The organism is Streptomyces sp. NBC_00876 (assembly GCF_045207435.1).
Taxonomy (GTDB): Bacteria; Actinomycetota; Actinomycetes; order Streptomycetales; family Streptomycetaceae; genus Streptomyces.
In genome coordinates, this window is the sequence record NZ_CP108800.1 from 3396821 (window position 1) to 3420577 (window position 23757).

Sequence of the window (23757 nt, forward strand, 5' to 3'; positions counted from 1 at the left end):
CGCCCGATCCCAGCGACCGCGCCTCATCAAGCTCACCAACGGACAGCTACGCGTCCGCTGTTCGAACCCGGCTACGTGACTGTCCGGGGCAGCGGGGGCGACTGCCTCGAAGTGGCACAGAACTTCGCCACTTGGCGTAAGAGCAGCCACAGCAATGCCGATGGCGGCAACTGCCTCGAAGCCGCCGAAGGCCACCCCGGCCTCGTCCCCGTACGCGACTCCAAGCGCCGCCACGGCCCCGCGGTCATCGTGAACGCAGCCGCCTGGGCGCCGTTCGTCGCGTCCGTCAAGGCAGCCGTCTGAGCCACGCCGAAGGGCGCGCCCCGGAAAGATCCCGGGACGCGCCCTCACGCGCATGTGCGCAACGTCAGCGGTCGAACTTCTCGCGAAGGTCGTCCGCCGCGCCCTGGGCCTTGTCGCGACCCTGCTCGGACGCCTCGCGGGCCCGGTCGGACGCGTCCTGGCGACGGTCCTGGCCCTGACCCTGGCGCTGGCCCTCGCTCTTGCCGTCCTTCATCTTCTTCTGCGCCTGGTCGGCAAGATCCTGCGCCTTGTCCTTGAACTGGTCGGCGATGCCCATGCTGTTCACTCCTATGTGGGGGTGCGTGGGGGATGGCCCCTTGGGGCCTCGACCAGACTTACACGGCAGAACATTCAGCGCATTTCGATCACTTACGCTGCGTATCCGACGATGTGCGCGCCGCACGTTCGTCCTGGTCAGCCGCACCGCCGGCGCCCACGAGCCCCTTGCCGACGCCTTCCAGCCGCGAACCGAACCGCTTCATCTCGCGCTGGCCGACGACACCGATGAGCGAGGGCAGGTAGCCGCGTACGGACTGCATGCCGCGCAGCCACCACTGGGCGTACACATGCGGGGAGCGCCGCTCGATGCCGGCCACGATGCGGTCGACGGCCGGGCCCAGCGGGTAGGTACGGTTCGACGGCCACGGCAGCCGCTGGCGCAGCTCGCGCATCACGTCGTCCTCGTCCGCGCCTCGCACCATGTCGGTGTCGGTCCAGGAGAGGTAGCCGACGCCGACCTTCACACCCCGGTAGCCGACCTCCGCGCGCAGGCTGTGGGCGAACGCCTCGACGCCCGACTTGGACGCGCAGTACGCGGTCATCATCGGGGCCGGGGTGATGGCGGCGAGCGAGGCTATCTGGAGGAAGTAGCCGCGGCTCTCCATCAGGACCGGCAGGAACGCCCGGCCGGTCACCGCGCCGCCGATCAGGTTGACCTCGATGACCCGTCGCCAGGCCACCGGGTCGGAGTCGACGAACGGTCCGCCCGAGGCGACGCCCGCGTTGGCGACGACTATGTCGACCTTGCCGAAGCGCTCCTTGACCTCCTGCGCGACCCGTGCCATCGCCTCGTGGTCGGTGACGTCCGCGTGCCAGTGATCGCTGTCCCCGTGCAGCCGCTCGGAGACCTTCTTCAGTTCGTCCGGCTCCAGGCCGACCAGGGCGAGTGTCGCCCCGCGCGCCGAGAGCTTGCGCGCCAGCAGCTCACCCACGCCGCGCGCCGCGCCCGTGACGACGACGACCTGTCCTTCGAGACTGCCCCTGCCGCTCATGCGACCTCCTCCTTGCCCTCGACATCAGTCGTACCGCGCACCGGGAGGTAGGTGGTAACCAGCTCCCGGATCTTCGCCGTGACGGCCTCCGGCGCCTCGACCGGCGTCATGTGGCCCAGGCCCGCCAGTTCGGTGAGCCCGAGGCAGTCGGGCAGCGCCGCGGCGATCGCACGGGCGTGGACGGGCGGCGTCAGCCGGTCGTCCGTACCCGCGATCACCGCGGTGGGGACCCGCAGCTCCCGTACGCCCTCGTCGAGATCGAGGTCCGCGAGCACCTGTCCCCAGGCGACCCGGGCCGCCCGCGGGCAGTCGTGCACGATCCGCGCACAGACGTCGACCCGGTCCGGGGCCGAACCGGCGCCCATCGTCCCGTACTTGAGGATGCGGCGGGAGAGCGGCGTGACCGGTCCGAGCGGGGCCCGCGCCCCGAGGATCGCACGGGTCATCCGGGTCCGCACGGCGCCGGGCCGCAACGGCACGACGAGCGATTCGGCGATCAGGCGCGAGCTTCCGGTGCTGCACAGCAGCGCGGCGGCCGCGTGCTCGCGCAGCCCGGCCCGGCGCGAGGCGGCCATGATCGTCATGCCGCCCATGGAGTGCCCGGCCAGTACGGCCTTCTCCCCCGGCTCCAGCGTGGCGGCGAGCACCGCTTCGAGGTCGTCGGCCAGCGCCTCGGTGCTGTAGCGCTCCCGCGCCACCGAGGGTGAGGTGCCGTGGCCGCGCTGGTCGTAGGCGATGACGCGGTGGTCCACGGCGAGGTCCCTGATCTGGGCGTCCCAGAAGCGGGTGTTGCAGGTCCAGCCGTGGGACAGGACCACCGTGGGGGCGCCGTCCTGTCCGTGCACCTCGACATGGATGCGGGAGCCGTCGGCGGAGACGGCCATCAGTTCACGCACCGGCACCGGCCGGGGGTGCCTGCTGTGCAGCGGCCGGCTCATCCCGCCACCTCCTGGACGACGGCCTTCTCCGCGTCCCGCTTCGCCCGCACCCGTACGACCTCGTACTCGGCGAGGTCGACATTGCGCGTCGCCTTGCGGAACTCGGCGGTGGTGCCCGGCCAGACCGTGGTGTTGCGGCCGTTGGCGTCCAGGTACCAGCTGTTGCAGCCGCCGGTGTTCCAGACCGTGCGCTTCATGCGCTCCTGGACGCGGCGGTTCCAGGCGCCGACGGACGAGGGGCGCGCGTCGAGTGCGACGCGGCCGCCCAGCACGTCCAGCTGGCGCAGGTAGTCGGCCATGTAGTTCAGCTGGGCCTCGATCATGAGGATCATCGAGGAGTTGCCGAGCCCGGTGTTGGGGCCGATGATCGTCATCCAGTTGGGGAAGCCGGCCGCGCTCGCACCGCGCAGCGCCTGCATGCCGTCCTTCCAGGACTCGGCGAGCGTGATGCCTTCCGCGCCCACCACCCGGTCGGCTATCGGCATGTCGGTGACATGGAAGCCGGTGCCGAAGATGATCGCGTCGGCCTCGGTCTCCGTACCGTCGGAGGCGACGAGCGTCGAGCCGCGCACCTCGGCGAGACCGGAGGCGACCACATCCACATTGGGCTGGGCGAGCGCCGGGTAGTAGGCGCTGGAGAGCAGGATGCGCTTGCAGCCGATGCGGTACGAGGGGGTCAGCCTGGCCCGCAGCGCCGGGTCCTTGATCGACCGTGCCATGTTGGACTTGGCTATCCGCTCGACCAGGCCCAGCTGGTTCGGGTGCTTGGTGAAGGCGCTGACCTGCAACTCCCTTATGCCCCACAGCAGTCCACGACGCGCTGTGCCGGTGACGGGGAGCGTGCGGTGCAGCCAGCGCTCGGCGCCGCTGATGGTGCGGTCCATGCGCGGCATGACCCAGGGCGGGGTGCGCTGGAAGAGCGTCAGCTTGCCGGCCTTCGGCTGGATCGCGGGCACGATCTGGATCGCGGAGGCACCGGTCCCGATCATCGCGACGCGCTTGCCGGTCAGGTCGGCGTCGTGGTCCCAGCGGGCGGAGTGGAAGACCTTGCCGGGGAAGCCGTCGAGCCCCGGGATGTCGGGCGTCTTCGGGTCGGAGAGCGGGCCGGTCGCGGAGACGACGACATCGGCGACGACCGTGGTGCCGTTGGCGCTCTCGATGACCCAGTTCAGCGCCTCGTTGTCCCAGCGCATCCGCGTCACCTCGTGGTTCAGCCTGAGGTGCGGGCGCAGCCCGAAGGTGTCCGCGACGTGCTCCAGGTAGGCACGGATGTGCTCCTGCCCGGAGAAGGTGCGCGGCCACTCGGGGTTGGGTGCGAACGAGAACGAGTAGAGGTGGGACGGTACGTCGCAGGCGCAGCCCGGATAGCTGTTGTCGCGCCAGGTGCCGCCGACCGAATCGGCCCGCTCCAGGATCACGAAATCGGTGATGCCTTCGCGGCGCAGCCGGACAGCGGCCCCAAGACCCCCGAATCCGGATCCGATCACCGCCACTCGTACATGCTCGTGCTGGGCCATGCTGCCGCCTCCCGCGGTACGTCACACGACTCTGCCAGCAATCACTGGCATTGTTGGGAGAGTAGAGCAGCTCCGTACCGAGCGGTAGGGGTCCGGCGAGGGAAAGTTACCGGCGGTACAACATGAGGCCTCCGGTGCGGGGGCGGCCGGTAGGGTGCGGGGGTGGCTGAAGGACGCGAGCACCGCGAATACCGCATGGAGGAGCTGGCCAAGGAGGCCGGCATCCCCGTGCGGACCCTGCGCTTCTACCGGGAACGCGGCCTGATCTCGCCGCCCCGCCGCGAGGGCCGGATCGCCTGGTACGACGACCACCACCTGGCCCGCCTGCGCACCATCGCCGGACTGCTGGAGCGCGGCCACACCCTCAACGGCATCGCCGACCTGGCCCGCACCTTCGAGAGCGGCCGCGATGTCGCCGAGGTGCTGGGCCTGGGCGAACCGACCGAGGAGACCCCGGTCCGGCTCACACCCGAGCGCCTCGCGGACTACTTCGAGGGCGAGTCCACCCCGGAGAACCTGGCGACGGCCATGGAACTGGGCTACCTCGGCACGGACGGCGACGAGATCGTGCACATCAGCCGCCGCCTGCTGGAGGTCTCGGCCGAACTGGTGCGGGAGGGGGTCCCGCTCGCCGCGGTCCTCGCCTCCGGCCGCCGGGTCCGCGAGCACGCGGACGCCCTGGCCGACCTCTTCGTCACCACCCTGCGCGCCCACAGCACGGAGACCGAACCGCCCCAACTGCGCCCGCTGGCCCGCGCGGTGGTGGACGCGGAACTCTCCATGGCCCTGGACCGGCGACTGCGCCGCGACACGGAGCCGTCGCAGCCGCCGGCATAGGGGGATCCGCCCCTACTGCTCGTACACCACCGTCACCGGCGCGTGATCGCTCCACCGCTCGCCGTGCGTGGCGGCCCGCTCGACCCACGCCTTCGCGGCGCGGGCGGCCAGTCCCGGGGTGGCCACCTGGTAGTCGATGCGCCAGCCCATTGAAATATAGATACAGTTTGCTCCGAGGGGGATTCGCATGACCCATACGAACAACGACCGCCCCGGACTGCGGGCACTCGTCGCGGTACGACTGAGCGTCAGGACCGACGAATCGACATCGCCGAAGCGCCAGCGGGAAGCCGGCGAGGCGGAGGCCAGGCGCCTCGGAGCTGAGGTCGTCGGCTACGCGGAGGACCTGGATGTCTCCGCCACCAGGACGACTCCGTTCGAACGGCCGGAACTGGGCGACTGGCTGGCCAGACCCGACGACTTCGACGTGATCGTCTGGTGGCGGCTCGACCGTGCCGTCCGCTCCATGGGCGACATGGCCGAGCTGACGCGCTGGGCGAAGCGCCACGGCAAGCGCCTGGTCTTCGCGGAGGGCCCGGGAGGCAGCTCACTGGAACTGGACATGACCTCGATCATGTCCGAATTGATCACCATGCTGCTGGCCTTCGCCGCGCAGATGGAGAACCAGGCCATCAAGGAGCGCGTCACGAGCGCCAATGCGGCGCTGCGGGCGATGGGGCGGTACTCCGGAGGGCTCCCGCCGTACGGATACGCTCCCGTTCAGCGTCCAGCCGGCGAAGGATGGACCCTGGCCCAGGACCCGAAGCGCGTGGAAGCCATCGAAACGATGATCCGGATGCTGCTGGACGGCAACGCTCCGAACGCCATCGCATTCCATCTGAACAGCAAAGACATCTTGACGCCTCGCGATTGGAATGACGTTCGGCAAGGGCGAAACCCGAAGGGGCGCAAGTGGGTCGGCCAGACCGTCAAACGCGTACTGCTGTCCCCGTCGCTCCTCGGTCACCAAACGTACGCGGGCTCCGTCGTCCGGGACGGCAACGGCCTGCCGGTGAGTATCACCTCCGACCCGATCCTGACGCGAGACCGGTTCGAGCAGATCAAGGCCGCGCTTGGTGAACGCCCCAAGGGGGCCGCAGGGAATCGCAAGGACACCGGCGCACTCCTGCTCGGCGTCCTGCACTGCGCCTCCTGCAAGGGCCGCATGTACCGGGTCCCCGCACACGGCTACTCGGTCTACGTCTGCCGGGCCCGCACCAAGGGACTTCACTGCGAGGCTTCCGTAGCCATCAAGACCGACTGGGTGGAGGAGTACGCGGAACGGGAGTTCCTGAAGGAGTGGGGAGGCTTCCCCGTACTGGAACGGGTGACGTACCCCGGTTACGACCCCCGCCCCGAACTGGAGGAGATCACCACCGAACTCCGCGAGCTGTACGCCGTTCGCGAATCGCGGCGATCACGTGTCGGCCTCGCCATCTGGCAGGAGCAGGTGGACGCACTGGAGGGCCGCGCCGAGGTCCTGGAAGCAACTCCAGTACAGAAAGAACGCACGGAGCTGGTTCCCACAGGGAAGACCTACGCCGATTACTGGAGGATCGGCGACGCCCGCGAACGGCGGTTCATGCTGCTCGACACCGGAACCCGCCTGGAGTGCGCGAAGGGTCAGCGAGGGGGACGCCCTGCGGACATGAAGCGCCGCGCACTGGAACGCCTGTCGATCGACTTGCAGGGCACGAGGGTCCAGCGGCAGGGGCATACGGCCGCCTGAGCCTGTCTGAGCACCGTTCACGGCCCGCCGCTGGGGAGATTCCCTGGTGTCGGGCCGTTCGCGCGCTACGGGGGCGCCGCTGCCTTGCTGCTCTCAGCGGCAGAACGATGACGGAATGACGGTTCTCCCTACTTTTTTGATTGCACATAGAAAAATAAGAGAAAAACAGATCGAGGGCCTCATCCGTCATCCCGTCATCGCGGGCGCCTGCTTCGCTGTCGCGCTGCCGGACATGGACCCCAGGGAGGTGCCCCTACCCTGTTCCCGCCAGAGCGGCAGGGAGGGAAATCTCTCGCGTGGCTGATTGGACTGTTTGCGCGGGAAGTTGCTGTGTGTGACGGTCGGCGGGGCGTCCATCAAACGATGGTTATTGAGACGTTCCCGCCGCCCCTTCTCAACCCCCGAAACCGTGTACCGAAACCCGTCTCACAACCCACCCAAACCCCTTGAGGTTTTGAGACGGATTGTGAGACAGTCTCGTCGTGAACGCGACCACGGGGCACCTCATCGGCTACGCGCGAGTCTCCACCGCCGACCAGGAAGCGCAGTTGCAGCACGACGCGCTGGCTGATGCGGGGTGTGCCCGGATCTTCACGGACAAGGCGAGCGGGAAGAACGCGGACCGCCCCGAACTTGCCGCCGTGCTCGACTACGTCCGACCCGGAGACACCCTCTGTGCGTGGAAGCTGGACCGGTTTGCCCGCTCGCTGATCGACCTGGTGAACATGGTGGACGCGCTTGCCGCGCGGGGAGTTGGGTTCCGGGTGCTGACGGGCGCGCTGGCCAGCATCGACCCGAACACCCCGGACGGGCGGCTCATGCTGCAAGTGGTGGGCGCGATGGCGGAGTTCGAACGCAGCTTGATCAAGGACCGGACCCGCGCCGGTTTGGACGCTGCCCGCACTCAGGGGCGTACGGGTGGACGGCCCGCCGTGATGGACGCTGACAAGCTCGCTGCGGCCAAGGCGCGCCGCGCCAAGGGGGAGAGCGTCACGGCCATCGCCAAGGCCCTCGGGGTGTCCCGTGCCACGCTGTACCGAGCGCTGAGCAAAGCCGAGTAGCCCGACCCGATCGGAGAGACCGTCTTCCCCTGGTGGCGGACGGTCTTTCTCGTGTTCGGACCCAAGGGGTAAGCGGGCTCTGTCGCTGATCTTCCGACCTGTCGCGCCGTTAAGATCCGCTCACCTGTACGACACCTTGGGGGGAACACCATGCGTACCGCCACCACAGCCATGTCCGTTGGCCTGCTCTGCGCAGCCCTCGCCGCGTGCGGTAGTAACAGTGAAGCTGTCAGCGAGACCGTGCAGGGGGCTACGTCGGCTCCAACGCCTGCACCGTCGAAGTCGGAGCAGCCGAGCACTGACGATCCGCAAGTCGGCGGCGGCCTCACCTATGCCGCGCCTCCAGGCGACCCCATGGCTCTCGGCGAGGCATGGCAGTGGAGCAGCACTACACGCAGTGGCACAAAGGGTACCGGCACGACAGCGGTGCTGGCCTACAAGCAAAACATGCCGCCCAAAGTGGCAGATGAGGACCTTCGATACGACCAGGTGAAGGTTCGTATCTGCAGCACCACCGGAACGCCGATCACCGTCTATCGGAGATTCTTCGCACTCATCAAGCCCAGCGGCGAAGTGAACACCATGAAGATGGTTGCCCCCGATCCCAGGACTGCTTTTCCGAGTAAGGACACCATCCTCAAGCCCGGGCAGTGCACCGAAGGCACCATCGACTTCCTTGGTGTCCGCAGCGAACAGCCCGTCCTGGCCGTGTGGGGACCCGATGGCGCGCCCAAGCCCGCAGCGTGGGTCATTTCCCAGTGAACCACCGCCGCCGACGGTCAAGTTGCGCGAGTGCCCCGAAGCCACCGACTCAGGGGCCGCAACGTGATGCGGGGCTACTCAGGCGCGGGTTTCGAGGCCCCGAGGCACGGCCCGCTCCCACAGTTCCTCGCCGTGCTCTGCGAACCGGTCGAACATGCCCCCACTGCTATGGCGACGCAGATGCAGGAGTGGTGAGTCGTGCCCCACGAGCCGAGCGAGGTGCGGTGTCACCAAGGCATCGTCATCGAAGCGGAACACGGACAGGCTCACGTGATTGATGGCGTCCAGAGGGGCGGACACGCGCGTCTCCAGCCCTTCCAGCGGGCCGAGCCGGTCAAGGTGCTCCAGGGTGATCCTGATGCGCGTGGAGACGGACAACGCCACGTCCTCGATCGTCTCTCGCTGGCGGGTCACCTCTCCGTCCGGGTCCCCCACGAGGAACCGCACGCGGCACCCCGACTCGACTTTGCGCCGGATCGTCTCCGCGAAGTGCGGGATCTGCGTCCAGAAGAAGTAGTTCGTATAGCCGGCGAGGAAGAGCTCCGCTCGGGCCGACTCGACAAGTTCCGTCCAGACCGTGGACGGGCACGCGGAACGGTAGGGGTAGCTGTGGACCAGCTCCCGGTCAGTGCCGGTCTTCACGCGCTCTTGCACAGCCTTCGGCCACAACATCTCTTCGTCGACTCCCAGCGCCCGACAGGCGTCCGCTCGGTTCCTTGCGTGTGGTGTCAGACCAGCATTGCCCAACCATCGGTCCACCTGCTTCACAGATACCCCCACCCGGTACGCTAACTGGCGCGGGGACAGGCCGACGCCATCCATGGCGGACTGAAGAGCGGCAACTGTCCGCCATGTGGGGGAGATACGTCCGCAGGAGTGGGCCACGCTCCCGCCATGACCGAACCACGCGATACAGCACCCCGCCGATCGAACTGCCGCTGGACCTGGACCGGGAGCCGAACCCCATCGACGGGTGCGCGGGCTGCGTCGAACTCGCCGCCGTACGGGACCGCGCTCGCATCGTGGGTGACTGGACGTCCGTGAGCGACTGCAACGTATTCATTCGGCGCCACCCCGAGGGGCACTGATGGTCACACGAGCGGACATCGGCCGAAGCGTGCAAGACCGCACGGGACGGGTCGGCATCCTGCATGCCGTGATCCCGGACTACGAAGATCCCGCCGAGTCCCCCGGAGAGCGCCACAAGCGCCCCACGGCGTTCCTGCGGCCCGAGGGTGGGGGCCAAGAGTGACTGGTCCCGCCCAGCGACGTACAGCGCGCCTAGCGCCCACCAAGCGGCCCCGTCCGGCGACGGCGAGCAACACAGCCAGGCGGGGCTTTCCGCTGCCGCTTCCTACAGATCGAACACGGCAGTCACGGGCGCGTGATCGCTCCACCGTTCCGCATGGCTCGCAGCCCTCTCCACGTACGCCTTCACCGCACGCTCCGCCAAGCGAGGCGAACTGACGATAAGGTCAATCCGCCAGCCCGTGTCGTTGTCGAAGGCGCGCCCGCGGTAGGACCACCACGAGTACGGGCCCTCCACCTCCGGGTGCTGGGCGCGCACGACGTCGACGTACGCGGCCTCGCCGAAGACCCGGGTCAGCCACTCCCGCTCCTCGGGGAGGAAGCCAGAGCTCTTCTTGTTGGCCTTCCAGTTCTTGAGGTCGGCCTCCTGGTGGGCGATGTTCCAGTCGCCGCACACCACGACCTCGCGCCCCTCGGCGGCGGCCCGGGCCTTCAGCCCGACGAGGTAGGGCAGGAAGGCCGCCATGAAGCGCTCCTTCTCGTCCTGCTTCTCGGTGCCGACCTCACCGGAGGGCAGATACAGGCTCGCGACGGTGACACCCGGCAGATCGATCTCGACGTACCGGCCGCTCGCGTCGAACTCCTCGGCCCCCTCGGCCCCGAAGCCGCCGAACCCGGTCTGTACGCGCTCGGGCGCCCGGCGGGAGTAGAGCGAGACGCCGGCCCTGCCCTTGGCGGCCGCCGGCGCGTGGACGGTGTGCCAGCCCTCGGGCTCCCGCACCTCCTCGGGCAGCTGCTCCGGCTCGGCCCGTACCTCCTGGAGGCAGATCACATCGGCGTCGGTCCGCGCCAGCCACTCGACGAAGCCCTTCTTCGCGGCGGCGCGGAGACCGTTTACATTCACGGTGGTCACAGTGAGCATTCCGGCACGATACCGACCCGATCGTTCGCATACATGTACCATCGAGTGCATGAATATCCAGCCGCGTCCTTATGACCACCCCGACGCCGTCAAACTCAACGATCTCGTGCAGCTCGAATACGCCGAGCGCTACGGGGACGAGGGCGACATCACACCGCTGGACGCCACGATGTTCGATCCGCCGCGCGGTCTGTACCTGCTCGCCTACGACACGTCGGACCGCCCGGTGGCCACCGGCGGCTGGCGCTCGCAGGAGCGCAACGACGAGGGCTACTCGGACGGCGACGCCGAGCTGAAGCGGATGTTCGTCATACCCGAGGGCCGCGGGCAGGGCCTGGCCCGCCGCATCCTGGCCGGTCTGGAGGCCGACGCCCGCGCGGCGGGCCGCACCCGCATGGTGCTGGAGACCGGCGACCGGCAGCCCGAGGCGATCGCGCTGTACCTCTCCAGCGGCTACACGCCCTGCGAGAAGTTCGGCCACTACCGGGACTACGACAGCAGCCGCTGCTACGCCAAGCCGCTCTCCTGAGCCCTGCCCGCCCCGGCCGGAACCAGGAGTGGTCCCGACCCACGAACGCCCGGTTCCGCGCCGCGTTCCCGCGCACCTCCTCCGGCAGCTGATCCCCTTCCCTCTACGCCCTTGCGTTGAAGCGCACTTCAACCAGCACACTCCCTTCCACGGCCACCGAACGACGGTGACCGCAACGGGAGGACACCGCCATGAAGTACCGCACCATCGGATCCGATCCCGCCACCCGCCGCGAGGTCAGCGTCCTCGCGCTCGGCGCGATGCTCTTCGGGTCGGTCACCGACGAGAGCACCTCGTTCGCGATCCTCGACCACTACGTCGAGGCCGGCGGCACCTTCATCGACACCTCCGACAACTACGCGTACTGGGTCGACGGCGGCCTCGGCGGCCAGAGCGAACGGCTGCTCGGCAAGTGGCGGCGCAGCCGCGGCATCGGGGACGAGATCGTCATCGCCACCAAACTGGGCGCCGAGCCCCTCGCCCCCGGCACCGGGTTCGTCGACAACCCGGAAGGCCTGTCGGCGAAGGCGGTGCGCGAGGCCGTGGAGCGCAGCTGCGAGCGGCTCGGGGTGGAGCGGCTCGACCTGCTCTACGCGCACATCGAGGACCGGACCGTCCCCCTCGCGGAGACCGTCGAGGCGTTCGGGGAGCTGAGCGCGGCCGGCCGGGTGGGGCTGCTGGGCGCGAGCAATCACGCCATCTGGCGGGTGGAGCGCGCCCGGGCGCTCGCGGCCGCGGCCGGACTGCCCGGCTACGAGGTGCTCCAGTACCAGCACAGCCACCTGCGCCCCCGCTTCGACGTCCCCAGCCCCCTCTTCGAGGACGGCAGCCTGGGCCACGCGGGCCCCGAACTGCTCAGCTATCTGCGCGCCGAACCGGACCTGACCCTGGTCGCCTACTCCCCGCTGCTGACCGGCGCGTACACCCGCCCGGACAAGCCGGTCCCCGAGGACTACGACCACCCCGGCACCCCCGCCCGGCTCGCGGTGCTGCGCGAGATCGCCGCCGAGACCGGGGCCGGGATCAACCAGGTGGTCCTGGCCTGGCAGATCGGCAGCCGCCTGCCGGTGATCCCGCTGGCCGGGGCCTCGTCGGTGGCCCAGCTGAAGGAGAACCTGGCGGCGGTGGACCTGGAGCTGACGGACGAGCAGCGGGTGCGGCTGGACGGGGCGCACTGAGACGGGGGACCGGCGTCGCCCCTGCCTCAGGAGCTGCGGTGGTACGCCTTGTTGGCGATACGCCAGCTCCCGTCGGCGCGGACCAGCAGGAACACGTCGGTGAAGGTGTCCGCGCCGTGCGCGAGCGTCATGGCCGCGGTCGCGACGGTGCCGTGGACGTCGACGGTGTCGATGCGGCGGGAGCGGGTCGCCTCGTCCGGGGCCGGCCGGCCGGGGAAGAGCGCGCCGTACTCGTCCAGGGACCACGAGACGAAGGGGCCGTCGCGGATCCCCTCGATGTGGGCGGTGGGCAGGAACGCATCGCGGAAGTGGGCGGGGTCGCCCGTGGCATGTCCGCGGATGTAGGCGCGCGGCCCGCGGCATCTACGCGATCGCACCGCGCCGCGATCCGCACCCCTGCGTGGCGCCGCTCCTCGACCTGCTCGCCACAGCCGTCGCGTCGGCCCGTCCGCACCCCGCATCACGCGAGCAAGCACCCCGATAACGCCAAAGAGCCCCTGCCGGGTTTCCCCGGCAGGGGCTCTGAGCTGCGGTGGACCTGTGGGGATTTGAACCCCAGACCCCCTCGATGCGAACGAGGTGCGCTACCAGACTGCGCCACAGGCCCTTGCAACGAGTGAAACTTTAGCACCCTCAACGGGGTGCTCGGAAATCCGTTCCGCGCTGGTCAGCCGAGTCGGTGTCGCAGCGTGCGGGGCGGGCGTCTCACTCGTTGGCGGCGCGGGGGCGGCTCTCTTCGTCGTACTGGTCGAAGAGAGGGGTCCGGCCCCGGTCGCGGGAGCGGCGGGACTGGTTGGAGCGCTGGCGTGGCGCCGGATCCACCGGGGGCGCCGCGGTCTGCGGGGCGGCCGGCTGGGTGGGTTCGGCGGTGCTGGAGCGGGCCGCGCTCCAGGTCTCCGGGTTGCCGACCTCGATGCCGCCCGTGGCGCGAGGGGCGACCGGGGCGGTGACGTAGGTCGGCAGCGGGACCGGGACCGGCTCCCAGCTGTCGCCCTGGACCGGGCCCCGTTCGCGCTGCTGGTCGACCCACTCCGCGTGGTCCGTCTGCTCGACCAGCGCACGGCGGCCGGCCTCCTGCGGGGAGACCGTGGGGGTGGGCTCGGGGGCGGGGTGACGCGCTTCGGGGTCCTCGTCGGACTCGGCGGGGGCCGTCGCGGCCGGCTGGTGCCGGCGGGGGCGGCTCTCGCGGAGCCGCTGCGCCGCCACCTCGGCCCGGCGCCGGTCCATGGTGAAGGCGAACCTGCGCCGCTCCTGGGCCCGCAGATGCACGATGTACGTGCTCAGCAGTACCGCGGGAACCGCGGGGGCCCAGAGGAGGCGGAGGCCGCCGACCGCCGCGACGACCGCGCCGAGCGTGAAGCCGAGGAAGAGGACGACGGTGGTGCGCCGGCGGCGCGCCAGTACCTGCGTGCGCTGTGCACGCCGGGCGCGCTCTGCGTCGATGCCGCCGGGGCGCGGGCGCCGGGCGGACGCGGGTACGAGGGAGTCGGAGGGGGACGCCGGCCGGTCGCGGGCCGGGCGGCTGTCCGCCGCGCGCTCCGGCGTACGGGCGGGGTCGTGAACCCGGGCCTCGGTGTGCGACGGAGGCGCGGCAAAGGCCCGGACGTCGGCGGAATCCATTCGGTCCGTGACTGCGTCCGGGTCGGCGTCGGGCGCCGCATCGTCGTCGGTGCGCTCCTGCAGCCCCTTGGCGTACCGGCGCTCCATCGCCGCCCGTCCGGACAGCAGCCGGATGGCGGTGCTGAAGCGTTCCGTCGGACGGGCTTCGTTGAGCTCGTCCTGCCTGCGGAGCCACATCGGCACCAAGTAGGCGGCCCAGGCCCCGACGATGACTGCGTAGATGAGGCCGCTGCTGCTCACATCTCACACCGTAGAGGGGTTTGCGCGGAGGCATCCGCCAATTGACACGGTGTGTCGCACGATCCGGCTGATATCACGGACTTTTTTTGTGATTGTTCAGATCAGCAGTCGGCGATAGTGCGTTCGTTAGCAGTCGCACCCTGATCAATTTCGAACACACATTTCATTTCTGGTGGTGTTCCGGACGGTCCGGCCGTGCCCGGTGCCACCTCCGGAGCAGCCCGTCGGGGGCTTCCTCCGCGGTGAGGGCGTAGATCAGATGGTCGCGCCAGGCACCGTCGATGTGCAGATAGCGGGGGCGAAGGCCCTCCTCGCGAAATCCGAGTTTCTCCACGACCCGCCGGCTGGGCCCGTTCTCCGGGCGAATGCACACCTCGATGCGGTGCAGTCCGACCGCGCGGAAACAGTGGTCGACGGCGAGAGCGACCGCGGTCGGCATCACCCCGCGCCCGGCCACCTCCTGGTCCACCCAGTAGCCGATGTGCCCCGAGCACATCGAGCCCCAGGTGACCCCGGCGACGGTCAGCTGGCCGACCAGCCGCCCCTGGTACTCGATGGCGAAAGGCAGCATCCGGCCGGCGTTGGCCTCGGCGCGCAGATGGCGGACCATCTGCCGGTACGTGGGCCGCTGGGCCACCGGGGCGCCGGGGGCGGGCGGCGGCACGGTCGCCTCCCAGGGGCGCAGCCAGTCCCGGTTGCGCCGGTTGACCTCGCGCCACTCGCGCTGGTCGCGCAGTCTTATCGGCCGGAGGGCGACATCGCCGTCCACCAGGATCACCGGCCAGGTCGGGACGTTCAGCTCGGGCTCCCGGGTCGGGGGTGATCGCCGCCGCGCAGCTGGTCGACGGCGTGCACCAGGAGACGGGTCAGGACCGCGAGCCCGTCGCGCACCCCGCCGGTGGAGCCGGGCAGATTGACGATCAGGGTGCGGCCGGCCACACCTGCCAGGCCCCGCGAGAGCGCGGCCGTGGGGACCTTGTCCCGGCCCTCGGCGCGGATCGCCTCGGGGATGCCGGGGACTTCGTGGTCCAGGACCCGGCGGGTGGCCTCGGGCGTGCGGTCGGTGGGCGAGATGCCCGTACCGCCGGTGGTCACGATGACGTCGTACGCGGCGGCCACCCCGTCCCGCAGGGCCTGCTCGACCGGGTCGCCGTCGGGGACGACCCGCGGGCCGTCGACCGTGAAGCCGAGCGCGGTCAGCGCCTCGGCGATCAGGGGGCCGCCCTTGTCGGCGTAGACCCCGGCGGACGCCCGGTTCGACGCGGTCACCACGAGGGCGCGGTAGGCGGACGGGGCCTGTGACGCCCCCGGCGTGCTCATGCGTCCGCTCCGCCGGTTGCGGTGCGCTGGTAGTCGCCGGACTTGCCGCCCGACTTCGTCTCGACCCGGACGTCCGTGATCACCGCGGACTTGTCGACCGCCTTGATCATGTCGATCACGGTGAGCGCGGCGACCGACACCGCGGTCAGGGCCTCCATCTCCACGCCGGTGCGGTCCGTGGTCTTCACGGTGGCCGTGATCTCCACCGCGTCGTCGGCCACCCCGAGGTCGACGGTGACGCCCGAGACGGCGAGGGGGTGACAGAGGGGGATCAGGTCCGGGGTGCGCTTGGCCCCCATGATCCCGGCGATGCGGGCGGTCGCGAGGGCGTCGCCCTTGGGGACGCCCTCGCCCCGGAGCAGCTCGATGACACGCGGCGAGACGAGGACCCGGCCGCTGGCGCGGGCGACGCGCGCGGTGACGTCCTTCTCGGAGACGTCCACCATGCGGGCGGCCCCCGCCTCGTCGATGTGCGTCAGCCTGTTCTGCGTACTCAACTAACTCCGCCTAGCGGTAGGGCGCCGGTTGCCCCGGTGCTGCACCGGGGTGCAGGTCCGGGGTCCGGGGGGTGTCCCCCGGAAGGCACAGCGGCAGACACCGTACCGCCACCGGGCGCCGGTCAGCGGAGCAGGATCACCTCGGTGTCCGCGCCGGGCTCGGCGGAGGTCACGTCCTCGGGCAGCACGATCAGCGCGTCCGCCTGGGCGAGCGCGGCGATCAGATGCGATCCGGAACCTCCGACAGGCGTGACGGTCCCCGCCTCCGCGTCGTACGTCCCGCGCAGGAACTGGCGCCTGCCGGCCGGCGAGGACAGGGCCTTGTCGGTGACCAGAGTGGCTCTGGCGGTGGGGCGGTTGACCTCCGGCAGGCCCATCAGGGTGCGGATCGCGGGCCGTACGAACAGCTCGAAGGAGACGTAACTGGAGACCGGGTTGCCGGGCAGCGCCAGCAGCGGGGTGTGGTCGGGGCCGATGGAGCCGAAGCCCTGCGGTTTGCCCGGCTGCATGGCGAGCTTGCGGAAGTCGATGCCGCTGCCCGGCTCGTCCTCGTCGCCCACCGAGGACAGGGCCTCCTTGACGACGTCGTACGCGCCGACGCTGACGCCGCCGGTGGTGACGACGATGTCGGCGCGGATCAGCTGGTCCTCGATCGTGGCGCGGAGCGTCTCGGCGTCGTCGGTGACGGCACCGACCCGGTAGGCGATCGCCCCGGCGTCGCGCGCGGCGGCCGTCAGCGCGAAGCTGTTCGAGTCGTAGATCTGTCCCCCGGTCAGCTTCTCGCCGGGCTGGACCAGTTCGCTGCCGGTGGAGATGACGACGACACGCGGCCGGGGACGCACCTTCACCGTCGAGCGGCCGATCGCGGCCAGCAGGCCGATCTGCGGCGGCCCGACCACCGAGCCGGCGCGCAGCGCCATATCGCCGGGGCGTACATCGCTGCCGCGGGCCCGGACATGGGCGCGGGCCGCGGCCGGACGGTACACGCGGACCTCGCCGCCCGCGCCCTCGGGGGCGGCGCTGTGGGCGCGCATCGTGGCGGCGGGGCCCTCGCCCGTACCGCCGTCGGTCCATTCGACCGGGACCACGGCCTCGGCACCCTCCGGCAGCGGGGCGCCGGTCATGATGCGGGCGGCCTCTCCCGGTCCCACGCGCCGGCCGGCGCCGAGGCCGTCGTCGCCCGCGGCCACGTCCCCGATGACGGTGAGGACCGCCGGGAACTCCTCGGTGGCACCCTCCACATCGGCGACGCGGACCGCGTAACCGTCCATCGAGCTGTTGTCGAAGGGCGGCAGGGCGATCTCCACCACGACGTCCTCGACCAGGACGCAGCCCTGGGCCTCGGGCAGTTGCAGCTCGATGGGCTCGAGCGGCTGCACTGCGGCGAGGATGTCTTCCAGGTGCTCGTCCACCGACCAGATGGTGCTGCTCAAGGTCCTACATCTCCTCGGTGACGTATCTGCGGAGCCAGGTCCGGAACTCCGGGCCCAGGTCTTCACGTTCGCACGCGAGTCTGACAATGGCACGGAGGTAGTCGCTCCGGTCACCGGTGTCATAGCGGCGTCCCTTGAAGACGACGCCGTGCACGGGTCCGCCGGCCCTCTCGTCCTCGGCCAGGAGCTGCAGGGCGTCGGTCAGCTGGATCTCGTTGCCGCGGCCCGGCTCGGTCCTGCGCAGTATGCCGAAGACCGCGGGGTCCAGGACATAGCGGCCGATGATGGCGAGATTGCTGGGCGCGTCGGCCGGCTCCGGCTTCTCGACCAGGCCCGTGATGCGCATCACGTCGCTCTCGGCGGTGGCCTCGACGGCCGCGCAGCCGTACTGGTGGATCAGCTCGGGCGGGACCTCCATGAGCGCGATGACGCTGCCGCCCTCGCGCTCCTGGATCTCCACCATCCGGGCCAGCAGCGGGTCGCGCGGGTCGATGAGGTCGTCGCCCAGGAGGACCGCGAACGGCTGGTCGCCGACGTGCGGCGCCGCGCACAGCACGGCGTGACCGAGGCCCCTGGGGTCGCCCTGGCGGACGTAGTGCAGGGCGGCGAGGTCGCTCGACTCCTGGACCTTGCGCAGCCGTTCGGCGTCGCCCTTGCGGGTGAGCGCCGACTCCAGCTCGTAATTGCGGTCGAAGTGGTCCTCCAGGGGCCGCTTGTTGCGACCGGTGATCATCAGTACGTCGGAGAGCCCGGCGGCCACCGCCTCCTCGACGACGTACTGGATGGCAGGCTTGTCGACGACGGGCAGCATCTCTTTGGGAGTGGCCTTGGTGGCCGGCAGGAAGCGGGTTCCGAGGCCCGCCGCCGGAATGACCGCCTTGCTGATCCTGGGTTTCGACCGAGTCATGCGCAGAACCCTAACCGGCGTACATGGGCGGAAGATGAGGCTCCGATTAACTTTGTACTCATCCGTGCCGGTACGAGAGATCTATGGGTGACAGGTTGAACACCAACATGTCCGACAAGGCGCTGCTGCGGCGCGAACTGCTCGCCGCACGACGCCTCCTGACCCCGGAGGACGTCGAGCGGGCCGCCGCGGTTCTGGCGCGTGAAGCCCTCTCGCTCCCCGAGGTCTCCCGGGCCCGCACCGTCGCCGCCTATGTCTCGGTGGGGCGCGAACCGGGTACGCGCGACCTGCTGGACGCGCTGCGCGCGCGGGGCGTACGGGTGCTGCTGCCGGTGCTCCTGCCGGACAACGACCTGGACTGGGCGCCGTACGAGGGCGCCGAGCGGCTGCTGCCGGCCGGTCGCGGGCTCCTGGAGCCGGGCGGGGAGCGGCTCGGCCCCGACGCGGTCCTGGACGCGGACGTGGTGCTGCTGCCCGGTCTGGCGGTGGACGGGCGCGGCATGCGGCTCGGCCGCGGCGGCGGCAGCTACGACCGGGTGCTGGCCCGGCTCGCGGCGGCCGGCGCCCACCCCGCGCTGGTCGTCCTGCTCTACGGCGACGAGGTGGCCGCGCGGGTCCCGGAGGAACCGCACGACCACCCCGTGGACGCCGTGGTGACACCGCAGGGCCCCCGGCGCTTCAGCGGTGACTGAGGCGCCGGGGCCCGGCCCTACGGTTTCAGCGTCAGTGTGTCCTTGGTCGCCGAGGCGACCGCGTTCGTACCGAAGGCCCAGCCGAGCAGCTCACCGTTGACCCACTTGTCGGTCTGGTCGGTGTAGTGCGCGCTGAACGCGTGCCCGGAGGCGCCGGTGAGGTTGATCCAGCGGGACTTGTCCCAGTCCCCCACGTTGACGACCATGCGCATCGACGGAACCCAGACGACCTCGTAGCCGCCGGCCGCGTTCCAGCCGGTGGCGTTCACCGCGGCCTCGCCGCCGCCGAGGTTCCACGGTCCCCGGTTGAGTGCCCGCTGGAGCAGTCCGGGCCCTTCCGTACCGAGGGTCTGGTTCTTCAGGGTCAGCTGGTGCAGCCGGCCCCAGTTCCAGGTGGTGATGTCCTTGCCGAGCTTGGCGGTCAGCTCCCAGCGGGCGTCCTCCATGGCACGGGCGAAGAGCTCCTCGCGGTTGTCGGTCGCCCGGTCCTTGCGGTTCGCCGGCGCCTTCCACCAGTCGCTGTCCGGCTTGTCCATGAGGTTCGCGACCACCTGGTACCAGCGGTCGCCGCCGTCCGGCTGCGCCGAGTCGGGGTCGCGCTGACCGCATTCGCGTACCAGCTTGTCCTGCTCGTCGACCGGACCGGAGCTCTTGGCCGGGGGCACATTGAGGCACTCGCCCTTGACGCGCATCTCCTTGGGCAGCTTGTCGCCGAAGGCCAGCTTGAGGATGTTGCGCCAGACCGCGTTGAAGTACGCGGCGGCCGCCGAGTCGGCCTCCTGGGTGTAGTCCCAGCCCTCCAGCAGCTTCTGCGCCTCGCGGACGTCCTTGTCCGAGATGTTGATCTTCATCAGCTCGGGCACCAGCAGCGCGGCGATCTCGCTGGTGTTGTCCATCTGCATCTTCTGCATGTCTTCGGTCGAGATCTTCCCGCCGCCCTTGGTCTTCGACTCGATGAGGTCGTTGATCCGCTGGCTGCGGGAGCCGTAGCCCCAGTCCTTGGTGAGCATGTACGGGTACTTGTCCTCGTCGATCACGGCCTGGTTGGCGGTGACGATGTACCCGCGCTTCGGGTTGTACTCGTACGGCAGCTCGTCGAACGGGATCGGGTCCTTCTTCCAGCCGTACGACGAGGACCAGCCGGGGCTGGGCATCGTACCGTCACCGGACTTGCGGACCGGGATCTTCCCCGGCGCCTGGTAGCCGATGTTGTTCTTGGTGTCGGCGTAGATGAGGTTCTGCGAGGGAACCTCGAAGTGCTCGGCCGCCGCGCGGAAGGACGGGAAGTCCTTGGCCCGGTTGAGCTCGAAGACGGCGTCCATGGAGTGACCCGGTTCCAGCGCGGTCCACTTCAGCGCCACCCCGTAACCGTCCGCCCGGTCGGGGGCGGCGTTGGTGACGGGCGCCTTCTGGCCGACCTTCTCCAGCTCGCTGCTGCGGTCGGAGACCAGCGGACCGTTGTTGGTCTCACGGACGGTGATGTGCCGGTCCGCGCCGCCCGCGACCTTGATGGTCTCCTCGCGGGTGGTGAACGGCTTCACCTTGCCGTCGTACAGATAGCCGTCGCCCGAGACCTTCTCCAGGAAGAGGTCGGTGACGTCCGCGCCGAGGTTGGTGAAGCCCCAGGCGACGTCCTGGTTGTGGCCGATGATCACGCCGGGCATTCCGGAGAAGGTGTAGCCGGCGGTGTCGTACTGGCAGGTCTCCGAGACGGCGCGGCAGTGCAGCCCCATCTGGTACCAGAGCGAGGGGAGCTGCGGAGCCAGGTGCGGGTCGTTGGCGAGCAGCGGCTTGCCCGTGGTCGTGTACCGCCCCGAGACCACCCAGGAGTTCGACCCGATGCCGGTGCCGTTGGGGCCCAGCAGCGCGGGGATCTCGTCGAGGGTGTCGGAGAGCGCGCCGAGCTGGGTGGTGAGGCCCTGCGTGGCATCCTGCGCGGTCGCTGTGCCGATGCCGTCGGACGGCGTCGCCTCGGGGTCGAACTTCCCGGTGACGGGGGAGATCGCGCCCTGGCCGACGATCGGCTTGTGCTTGTCGTACGGGTAGGGCGGGTACAGGTCCTGGATCTTCGACGCGTCGAGCCTGCTGGTCATCAGCGAGCGGTCGATCTCGTCCTGCATGTTGCCGCGCAGGTCCCAGGCCATGGCCTTCAGCCAGGCCACGGAGTCGACCGGCGTCCACTTGACCGGCTTGTAGTCGTTGGTGAAGCCGAGGGCCGCGTACTCGACGGAGATGTCCTTGCCGTCGCGCCCCTCGAGATAGGCGTTCACCCCGTCCGCGTACGACTGGAGGTTCTTCTTCGTCTCCTCGGACAGGACGGTGTCGTACTCCTCCTGGGCGACCTTGCGCCAGCCCAGCGTGCGCAGGAAGGAGTCCGTCTCGACCTGGCCGGAGCCGAACATCTCGGAGAGCCGGCCGGCCGTCATATGACGGCGGACGTCCATCTCCCAGAAGCGGTCCTGTGCCTGGACGAAGCCCTGGGCACGGAACAGGTCGGCGTCGGTGTCCGCGTAGATCTGCGGGATTCCGTAGCTGTCGCGCTTCACCTCGACATTGCTGTCGAGGCCTTCGAGCTGAATCGTCCCGCTGGTCTGCGGGTACGAGGCCCGCACGGTGGATACGGACCAGTACGTTCCGTAACCGATACCCGCGACAAGCGCCAGCACCAGGACGATCAGGATCAGGCGGGCGCGTCGCCCCTTCTTCTTTCGCGGCCCGCCGCCGGCGGTACCGGTGGAGCCGGAAGGGGCGGTCGTGTTGGCGGGCATCGCTGTCCTTCGAGGGGCAGGGTGGTCCTGGGAGTGCAGGAGCAACCATAGGCGCAGCGTCCAGGCCGGTCCGACGCGGTATCGGGATGGTTCGAATTGCGTAGCGATCGCACGAATACTCGAACGCATCAAGAAAACGTTAAAGATTAGGTAAGGTAACGAAGTACCGGCCACCGGAAGACGATCCGGCAGGCGTACGCAGGGAAGGACCGGCCACTGACTGTCCACGCGCTCAACGAACTCCTGCTCGTCTGCTCACTCGTCCTGCTCGTCGCGGTGGCCGCGGTCCGCATCTCGTCCCGCAGCGGGCTCCCCAGCCTGCTCCTGTACCTCGGCATCGGGATCGCCATGGGGCAGGACGGGTTCTTCGACGTCAAGTTCGACAATGCGGAACTGACGCAGGTCATCGGGTACGCGGCCCTGGTCGTGATCCTCGCCGAGGGCGGCCTCGGCACGAAGTGGAAAGAGATCAGACCCGCGCTGCCCGCGGCCGTGGTCCTCTCGCTCGTGGGCGTCGGCGTGAGCGTGGGCGTGACAGCGGCCGGAGCGCACTATCTGGTCGGGCTGGAATGGCGGCAGGCGCTGATCATCGGCGCGGTCGTCTCCTCCACGGACGCCGCCGCGGTCTTCTCCGTCCTGCGCAAGGTGCCGCTGCCCGCCCGGGTCACCGGCGTCCTGGAGGCCGAGTCCGGCTTCAACGACGCCCCCGTGGTGATCCTGGTGGTGGCCTTCTCCACCGTGGGCCCGGTCGACAGCTGGTACGTACTGGTCGGCGAGATAGCCCTGGAGCTGGCCATCGGCGTCGCCGTGGGCGTCGCCGTCGGCTGGCTCGGCTCGTACGGACTGCGTCATGTGGCACTGCCCGCCTCCGGCCTCTACCCGATCGCGGTCATGGCGATCGCGGTGTCCGCGTACGCGGCGGGCGCGATGCTCCACGGAAGCGGATTCCTCGCCGTCTACCTCGCCGCGATGATCCTCGGCAACGCCAAGCTGCCGCACTGGCCCGCCACCCGCGGCTTCGCCGACGGGCTCGGCTGGCTGGCCCAGATCGGCATGTTCGTCCTGCTCGGACTGCTGGTCACCCCGCACGACCTGGTCGACGACTTCTGGCCCGCCATCGTCGTGGGACTGGTGCTGACCGTGGTGGCCCGGCCGCTGGAGGTCTTCATCTCGCTGGCGCCCTTCCGGCTGCCCTGGCAGGAGAAGGCCCTCATGTCCTGGGCCGGACTGCGCGGCGCGGTGCCCATCATCCTGGCGACCATTCCCATGGTGTCCGGAATCGAGGGCTCCACCCGGGTCTTCAACATCGTCTTCGTACTCGTCGTCGTCTACACCCTCATCCAGGGACCGACCCTGCCCTGGCTCGCGAAGGCCCTCAAGATCGCCGAAGACCCGTCCGAGGCGGCCGACCTGGGCATCGAGTCGGCGCCCCTGGAGCGGCTGCGCGGACATCTGCTCTCCGTGGCCATCCCCGCGAAATCGAAGATGCACGGCGTCGAGGTCGGCGAACTGCGCCTGCCTGCGGGAGCGGCGGTGACGCTGATCGTCCGGGACGGCAAGAGCTTCGTGCCCGCGCCCTCGACCGTGCTGCGCCGGGGCGATGAACTGCTGGTCGTGACGACCGATCCCGTGCGCGACGCGACGGAGGCCCGGCTGCGCGCGATCGGCGAGGGCGGCAAGCTGGCCGGCTGGCTGGGGACCGGCGAGAGCGCCGGTACCGGCGAACCCCTCACCGGGCCGCACGTGGCCAATGCGCTCAAGGCCGTGAAGAAGCTGGGCAGGACCGACGGGGCGAAGAAGCACAGCGCCCGGTCACGGGAGGCCGGGGAACACGAGGCGGAGGGACACGAGGCGAAGGCGCACCACTGAGGACGCACCCGCGTTCACAGGTGACGGGGGTCGGGTTGCGCACAATCACAGGTGCGCCAGAGGCTTTGCCTGTAGCATGAAGAAAACCTAGATCGACCTATTTGATCCACCAACTC

22 protein-coding genes, 1 tRNA gene and 2 pseudogenes are annotated in these 23757 nt (G+C 69.9%); 9 read left to right on the plus strand and 16 right to left on the minus strand.

All coding sequences use genetic code 11. From position 1 onward, the window contains the following. The first annotated feature begins 75 nt into the window (after nt 1–75). On the plus strand, nt 76–303 hold the full coding sequence (locus OG782_RS14790) for a DUF397 domain-containing protein (RefSeq protein ID WP_406451069.1): 228 nt from the start codon (nt 76–78) through the stop codon (nt 301–303). 64 nt (nt 304–367) lie between these two features. Here OG782_RS14790 and OG782_RS14795 read toward each other — a convergent pair whose 3' ends face one another. The 4 genes from OG782_RS14795 to OG782_RS14810 all read right to left on the minus strand — a co-directional run bounded on the left by OG782_RS14795 (nt 368) and on the right by OG782_RS14810 (nt 4029). Next, the gene (locus OG782_RS14795; protein ID WP_406451071.1) at nt 368–580 is read right to left on the minus strand and encodes a hypothetical protein; all 213 of its coding nucleotides are present in this window, start codon (nt 578–580) and stop codon (nt 368–370) included. Between the two features lie 88 nt (nt 581–668). Next, nucleotides 669–1574, minus strand: coding sequence for an SDR family oxidoreductase (locus OG782_RS14800; RefSeq protein WP_406451073.1), 906 nt, complete (start codon nt 1572–1574; stop codon nt 669–671). Beyond that, a complete protein-coding gene (locus tag OG782_RS14805; RefSeq protein WP_406451075.1) occupies nt 1571–2512 on the minus strand; it encodes an alpha/beta fold hydrolase in 942 nt (313 codons plus the stop codon). The genes OG782_RS14800 and OG782_RS14805 overlap by 4 nt, the downstream gene beginning before the upstream one ends. Then, the gene (locus OG782_RS14810) at nt 2509–4029 is read right to left on the minus strand and encodes a flavin-containing monooxygenase (protein ID WP_406451077.1); all 1521 of its coding nucleotides are present in this window, start codon (nt 4027–4029) and stop codon (nt 2509–2511) included. Before OG782_RS14810 ends, OG782_RS14805 begins: the two co-directional genes overlap by 4 nt. 195 nt (nt 4030–4224) lie before the next feature. Between OG782_RS14810 and OG782_RS14815 the strand changes: the two genes are divergently transcribed. Next, nucleotides 4225–4866: a MerR family transcriptional regulator gene (locus OG782_RS14815; RefSeq protein WP_406459078.1), complete on the plus strand. Its 642-nt coding sequence runs from the start codon at nt 4225–4227 to the stop codon at nt 4864–4866. 12 nt (nt 4867–4878) lie between these two features. On the opposite strand, the pseudogene OG782_RS14820 reads toward OG782_RS14815, so the two are convergent. Further along, nucleotides 4879–5013, minus strand: a pseudogene (locus OG782_RS14820) (exodeoxyribonuclease III); the annotation flags it as partial. Between the two features lie 40 nt (nt 5014–5053). Here OG782_RS14820 and OG782_RS14825 point away from each other — a divergent pair. From OG782_RS14825 to OG782_RS14835, 3 genes are all read left to right on the plus strand, one after another. Continuing rightward, nucleotides 5054–6595 (plus strand): recombinase family protein, encoded by a 1542-nt coding sequence (locus tag OG782_RS14825; protein WP_406451079.1) that lies wholly within the window; start codon nt 5054–5056, stop codon nt 6593–6595. Between the two features lie 482 nt (nt 6596–7077). Next, entirely contained in the window at nt 7078–7656 is a 579-nt protein-coding gene (locus OG782_RS14830; RefSeq protein WP_406451081.1) for a recombinase family protein, read from the plus strand. 150 nt (nt 7657–7806) lie between these two features. Next, nucleotides 7807–8418: a hypothetical protein gene (locus OG782_RS14835; protein WP_406451083.1), complete on the plus strand. Its 612-nt coding sequence runs from the start codon at nt 7807–7809 to the stop codon at nt 8416–8418. 78 nt (nt 8419–8496) lie between these two features. Here OG782_RS14835 and OG782_RS14840 read toward each other — a convergent pair whose 3' ends face one another. Further along, complete coding sequence (locus OG782_RS14840; protein WP_406459080.1) at nt 8497–9090, minus strand: XRE family transcriptional regulator; 594 nt, start codon at nt 9088–9090, stop codon at nt 8497–8499. A gap of 682 nt (nt 9091–9772) precedes the next feature. Continuing rightward, nucleotides 9773–10588: an exodeoxyribonuclease III gene (locus tag OG782_RS14845; RefSeq protein ID WP_406451085.1), complete on the minus strand. Its 816-nt coding sequence runs from the start codon at nt 10586–10588 to the stop codon at nt 9773–9775. Nucleotides 10589–10637: 49 nt separating this feature from the next. Here OG782_RS14845 and OG782_RS14850 point away from each other — a divergent pair, with 49 nt between their 5' ends. Together OG782_RS14850 and OG782_RS14855 are read left to right on the plus strand one after the other, a co-directional pair. Beyond that, nucleotides 10638–11117, plus strand: coding sequence for a GNAT family N-acetyltransferase (locus OG782_RS14850; protein ID WP_406451087.1), 480 nt, complete (start codon nt 10638–10640; stop codon nt 11115–11117). A gap of 191 nt (nt 11118–11308) precedes the next feature. Next, nucleotides 11309–12295, plus strand: coding sequence for an aldo/keto reductase (locus tag OG782_RS14855; protein ID WP_406451089.1), 987 nt, complete (start codon nt 11309–11311; stop codon nt 12293–12295). A gap of 26 nt (nt 12296–12321) precedes the next feature. Here the strand turns inward: OG782_RS14855 and OG782_RS14860 are convergent. The 8 genes and pseudogenes from OG782_RS14860 to galU form a co-directional block, all read right to left on the minus strand. Next, nucleotides 12322–12645, minus strand: a pseudogene (locus tag OG782_RS14860) (nuclear transport factor 2 family protein); the annotation flags it as partial. A 183-nt stretch (nt 12646–12828) separates the two neighbouring features. Then, a tRNA-Ala gene (locus OG782_RS14865) sits at nt 12829–12902 on the minus strand. A 98-nt stretch (nt 12903–13000) separates the two neighbouring features. Continuing rightward, the gene (gene glpR / locus OG782_RS14870) at nt 13001–14155 is read right to left on the minus strand and encodes a gephyrin-like molybdotransferase receptor GlpR (protein ID WP_406451091.1); all 1155 of its coding nucleotides are present in this window, start codon (nt 14153–14155) and stop codon (nt 13001–13003) included. A gap of 163 nt (nt 14156–14318) precedes the next feature. Next, on the minus strand, nt 14319–14933 hold the full coding sequence (locus OG782_RS14875; RefSeq protein ID WP_406451093.1) for a GNAT family N-acetyltransferase: 615 nt from the start codon (nt 14931–14933) through the stop codon (nt 14319–14321). Nucleotides 14934–14950: 17 nt separating this feature from the next. Beyond that, nucleotides 14951–15475 carry a molybdenum cofactor biosynthesis protein B gene (locus OG782_RS14880; protein WP_406451095.1) on the minus strand — a complete coding sequence of 175 codons (525 nt, stop codon included), beginning with the start codon at nt 15473–15475 and terminating at the stop codon, nt 14951–14953. Further along, nucleotides 15472–15972, minus strand: a complete 501-nt coding sequence (moaC, locus tag OG782_RS14885) for a cyclic pyranopterin monophosphate synthase MoaC (protein ID WP_406451097.1) — start codon at nt 15970–15972, stop codon at nt 15472–15474. Before moaC ends, OG782_RS14880 begins: the two co-directional genes overlap by 4 nt. Before the next feature lie 122 nt (nt 15973–16094). Then, complete coding sequence (gene glp / locus OG782_RS14890; RefSeq protein WP_406451099.1) at nt 16095–17405, minus strand: gephyrin-like molybdotransferase Glp; 1311 nt, start codon at nt 17403–17405, stop codon at nt 16095–16097. 4 nt (nt 17406–17409) lie between these two features. Next, on the minus strand, nt 17410–18312 hold the full coding sequence (galU, locus tag OG782_RS14895; RefSeq protein ID WP_406451101.1) for a UTP--glucose-1-phosphate uridylyltransferase GalU: 903 nt from the start codon (nt 18310–18312) through the stop codon (nt 17410–17412). A gap of 107 nt (nt 18313–18419) precedes the next feature. Between galU and OG782_RS14900 the strand changes: the two genes are divergently transcribed. Continuing rightward, nucleotides 18420–19004 (plus strand): 5-formyltetrahydrofolate cyclo-ligase, encoded by a 585-nt coding sequence (locus OG782_RS14900; protein ID WP_406459081.1) that lies wholly within the window; start codon nt 18420–18422, stop codon nt 19002–19004. A gap of 17 nt (nt 19005–19021) precedes the next feature. On the opposite strand, the gene OG782_RS14905 is transcribed toward OG782_RS14900, so the two are convergent. Then, nucleotides 19022–21772, minus strand: a complete 2751-nt coding sequence (locus OG782_RS14905) for a penicillin acylase family protein (RefSeq protein ID WP_406451103.1) — start codon at nt 21770–21772, stop codon at nt 19022–19024. Nucleotides 21773–22048: 276 nt separating this feature from the next. Here OG782_RS14905 and OG782_RS14910 point away from each other — a divergent pair, with 276 nt between their 5' ends. Continuing rightward, on the plus strand, nt 22049–23641 hold the full coding sequence (locus OG782_RS14910) for a potassium/proton antiporter (protein ID WP_406451105.1): 1593 nt from the start codon (nt 22049–22051) through the stop codon (nt 23639–23641). The last annotated feature ends 116 nt before the right edge of the window (nt 23642–23757 follow it).

Bases quoted from the DNA above. Each gene is read 5' to 3' on its own strand.
- OG782_RS14795 (WP_406451071.1), bottom strand. From the start codon at position 580: ATGGGCATCGCCGACCAGTTCAAGGACAAGGCGCAGGATCTTGCCGAC.
- OG782_RS14800 (WP_406451073.1), bottom strand. From the start codon at position 1,574: ATGAGCGGCAGGGGCAGTCTCGAAGGACAGGTCGTCGTCGTCACGGGC.
- OG782_RS14805 (WP_406451075.1), bottom strand. From the start codon at position 2,512: ATGAGCCGGCCGCTGCACAGCAGGCACCCCCGGCCGGTGCCGGTGCGT.
- OG782_RS14810 (WP_406451077.1), bottom strand. From the start codon at position 4,029: ATGGCCCAGCACGAGCATGTACGAGTGGCGGTGATCGGATCCGGATTC.
- OG782_RS14815 (WP_406459078.1), top strand. From the start codon at position 4,225: ATGGAGGAGCTGGCCAAGGAGGCCGGCATCCCCGTGCGGACCCTGCGC.
- OG782_RS14825 (WP_406451079.1), top strand. From the start codon at position 5,054: ATGACCCATACGAACAACGACCGCCCCGGACTGCGGGCACTCGTCGCG.
- OG782_RS14835 (WP_406451083.1), top strand. From the start codon at position 7,807: ATGCGTACCGCCACCACAGCCATGTCCGTTGGCCTGCTCTGCGCAGCC.
- OG782_RS14840 (WP_406459080.1), bottom strand. From the start codon at position 9,090: ATGTTGTGGCCGAAGGCTGTGCAAGAGCGCGTGAAGACCGGCACTGAC.
- OG782_RS14845 (WP_406451085.1), bottom strand. From the start codon at position 10,588: ATGCTCACTGTGACCACCGTGAATGTAAACGGTCTCCGCGCCGCCGCG.
- OG782_RS14850 (WP_406451087.1), top strand. From the start codon at position 10,638: ATGAATATCCAGCCGCGTCCTTATGACCACCCCGACGCCGTCAAACTC.
- OG782_RS14855 (WP_406451089.1), top strand. From the start codon at position 11,309: ATGAAGTACCGCACCATCGGATCCGATCCCGCCACCCGCCGCGAGGTC.
- OG782_RS14880 (WP_406451095.1), bottom strand. From the start codon at position 15,475: ATGAGCACGCCGGGGGCGTCACAGGCCCCGTCCGCCTACCGCGCCCTC.
- galU (WP_406451101.1), bottom strand. From the start codon at position 18,312: ATGACTCGGTCGAAACCCAGGATCAGCAAGGCGGTCATTCCGGCGGCG.
- OG782_RS14900 (WP_406459081.1), top strand. From the start codon at position 18,420: ATGTCCGACAAGGCGCTGCTGCGGCGCGAACTGCTCGCCGCACGACGC.
- OG782_RS14905 (WP_406451103.1), bottom strand. From the start codon at position 21,772: ATGCCCGCCAACACGACCGCCCCTTCCGGCTCCACCGGTACCGCCGGC.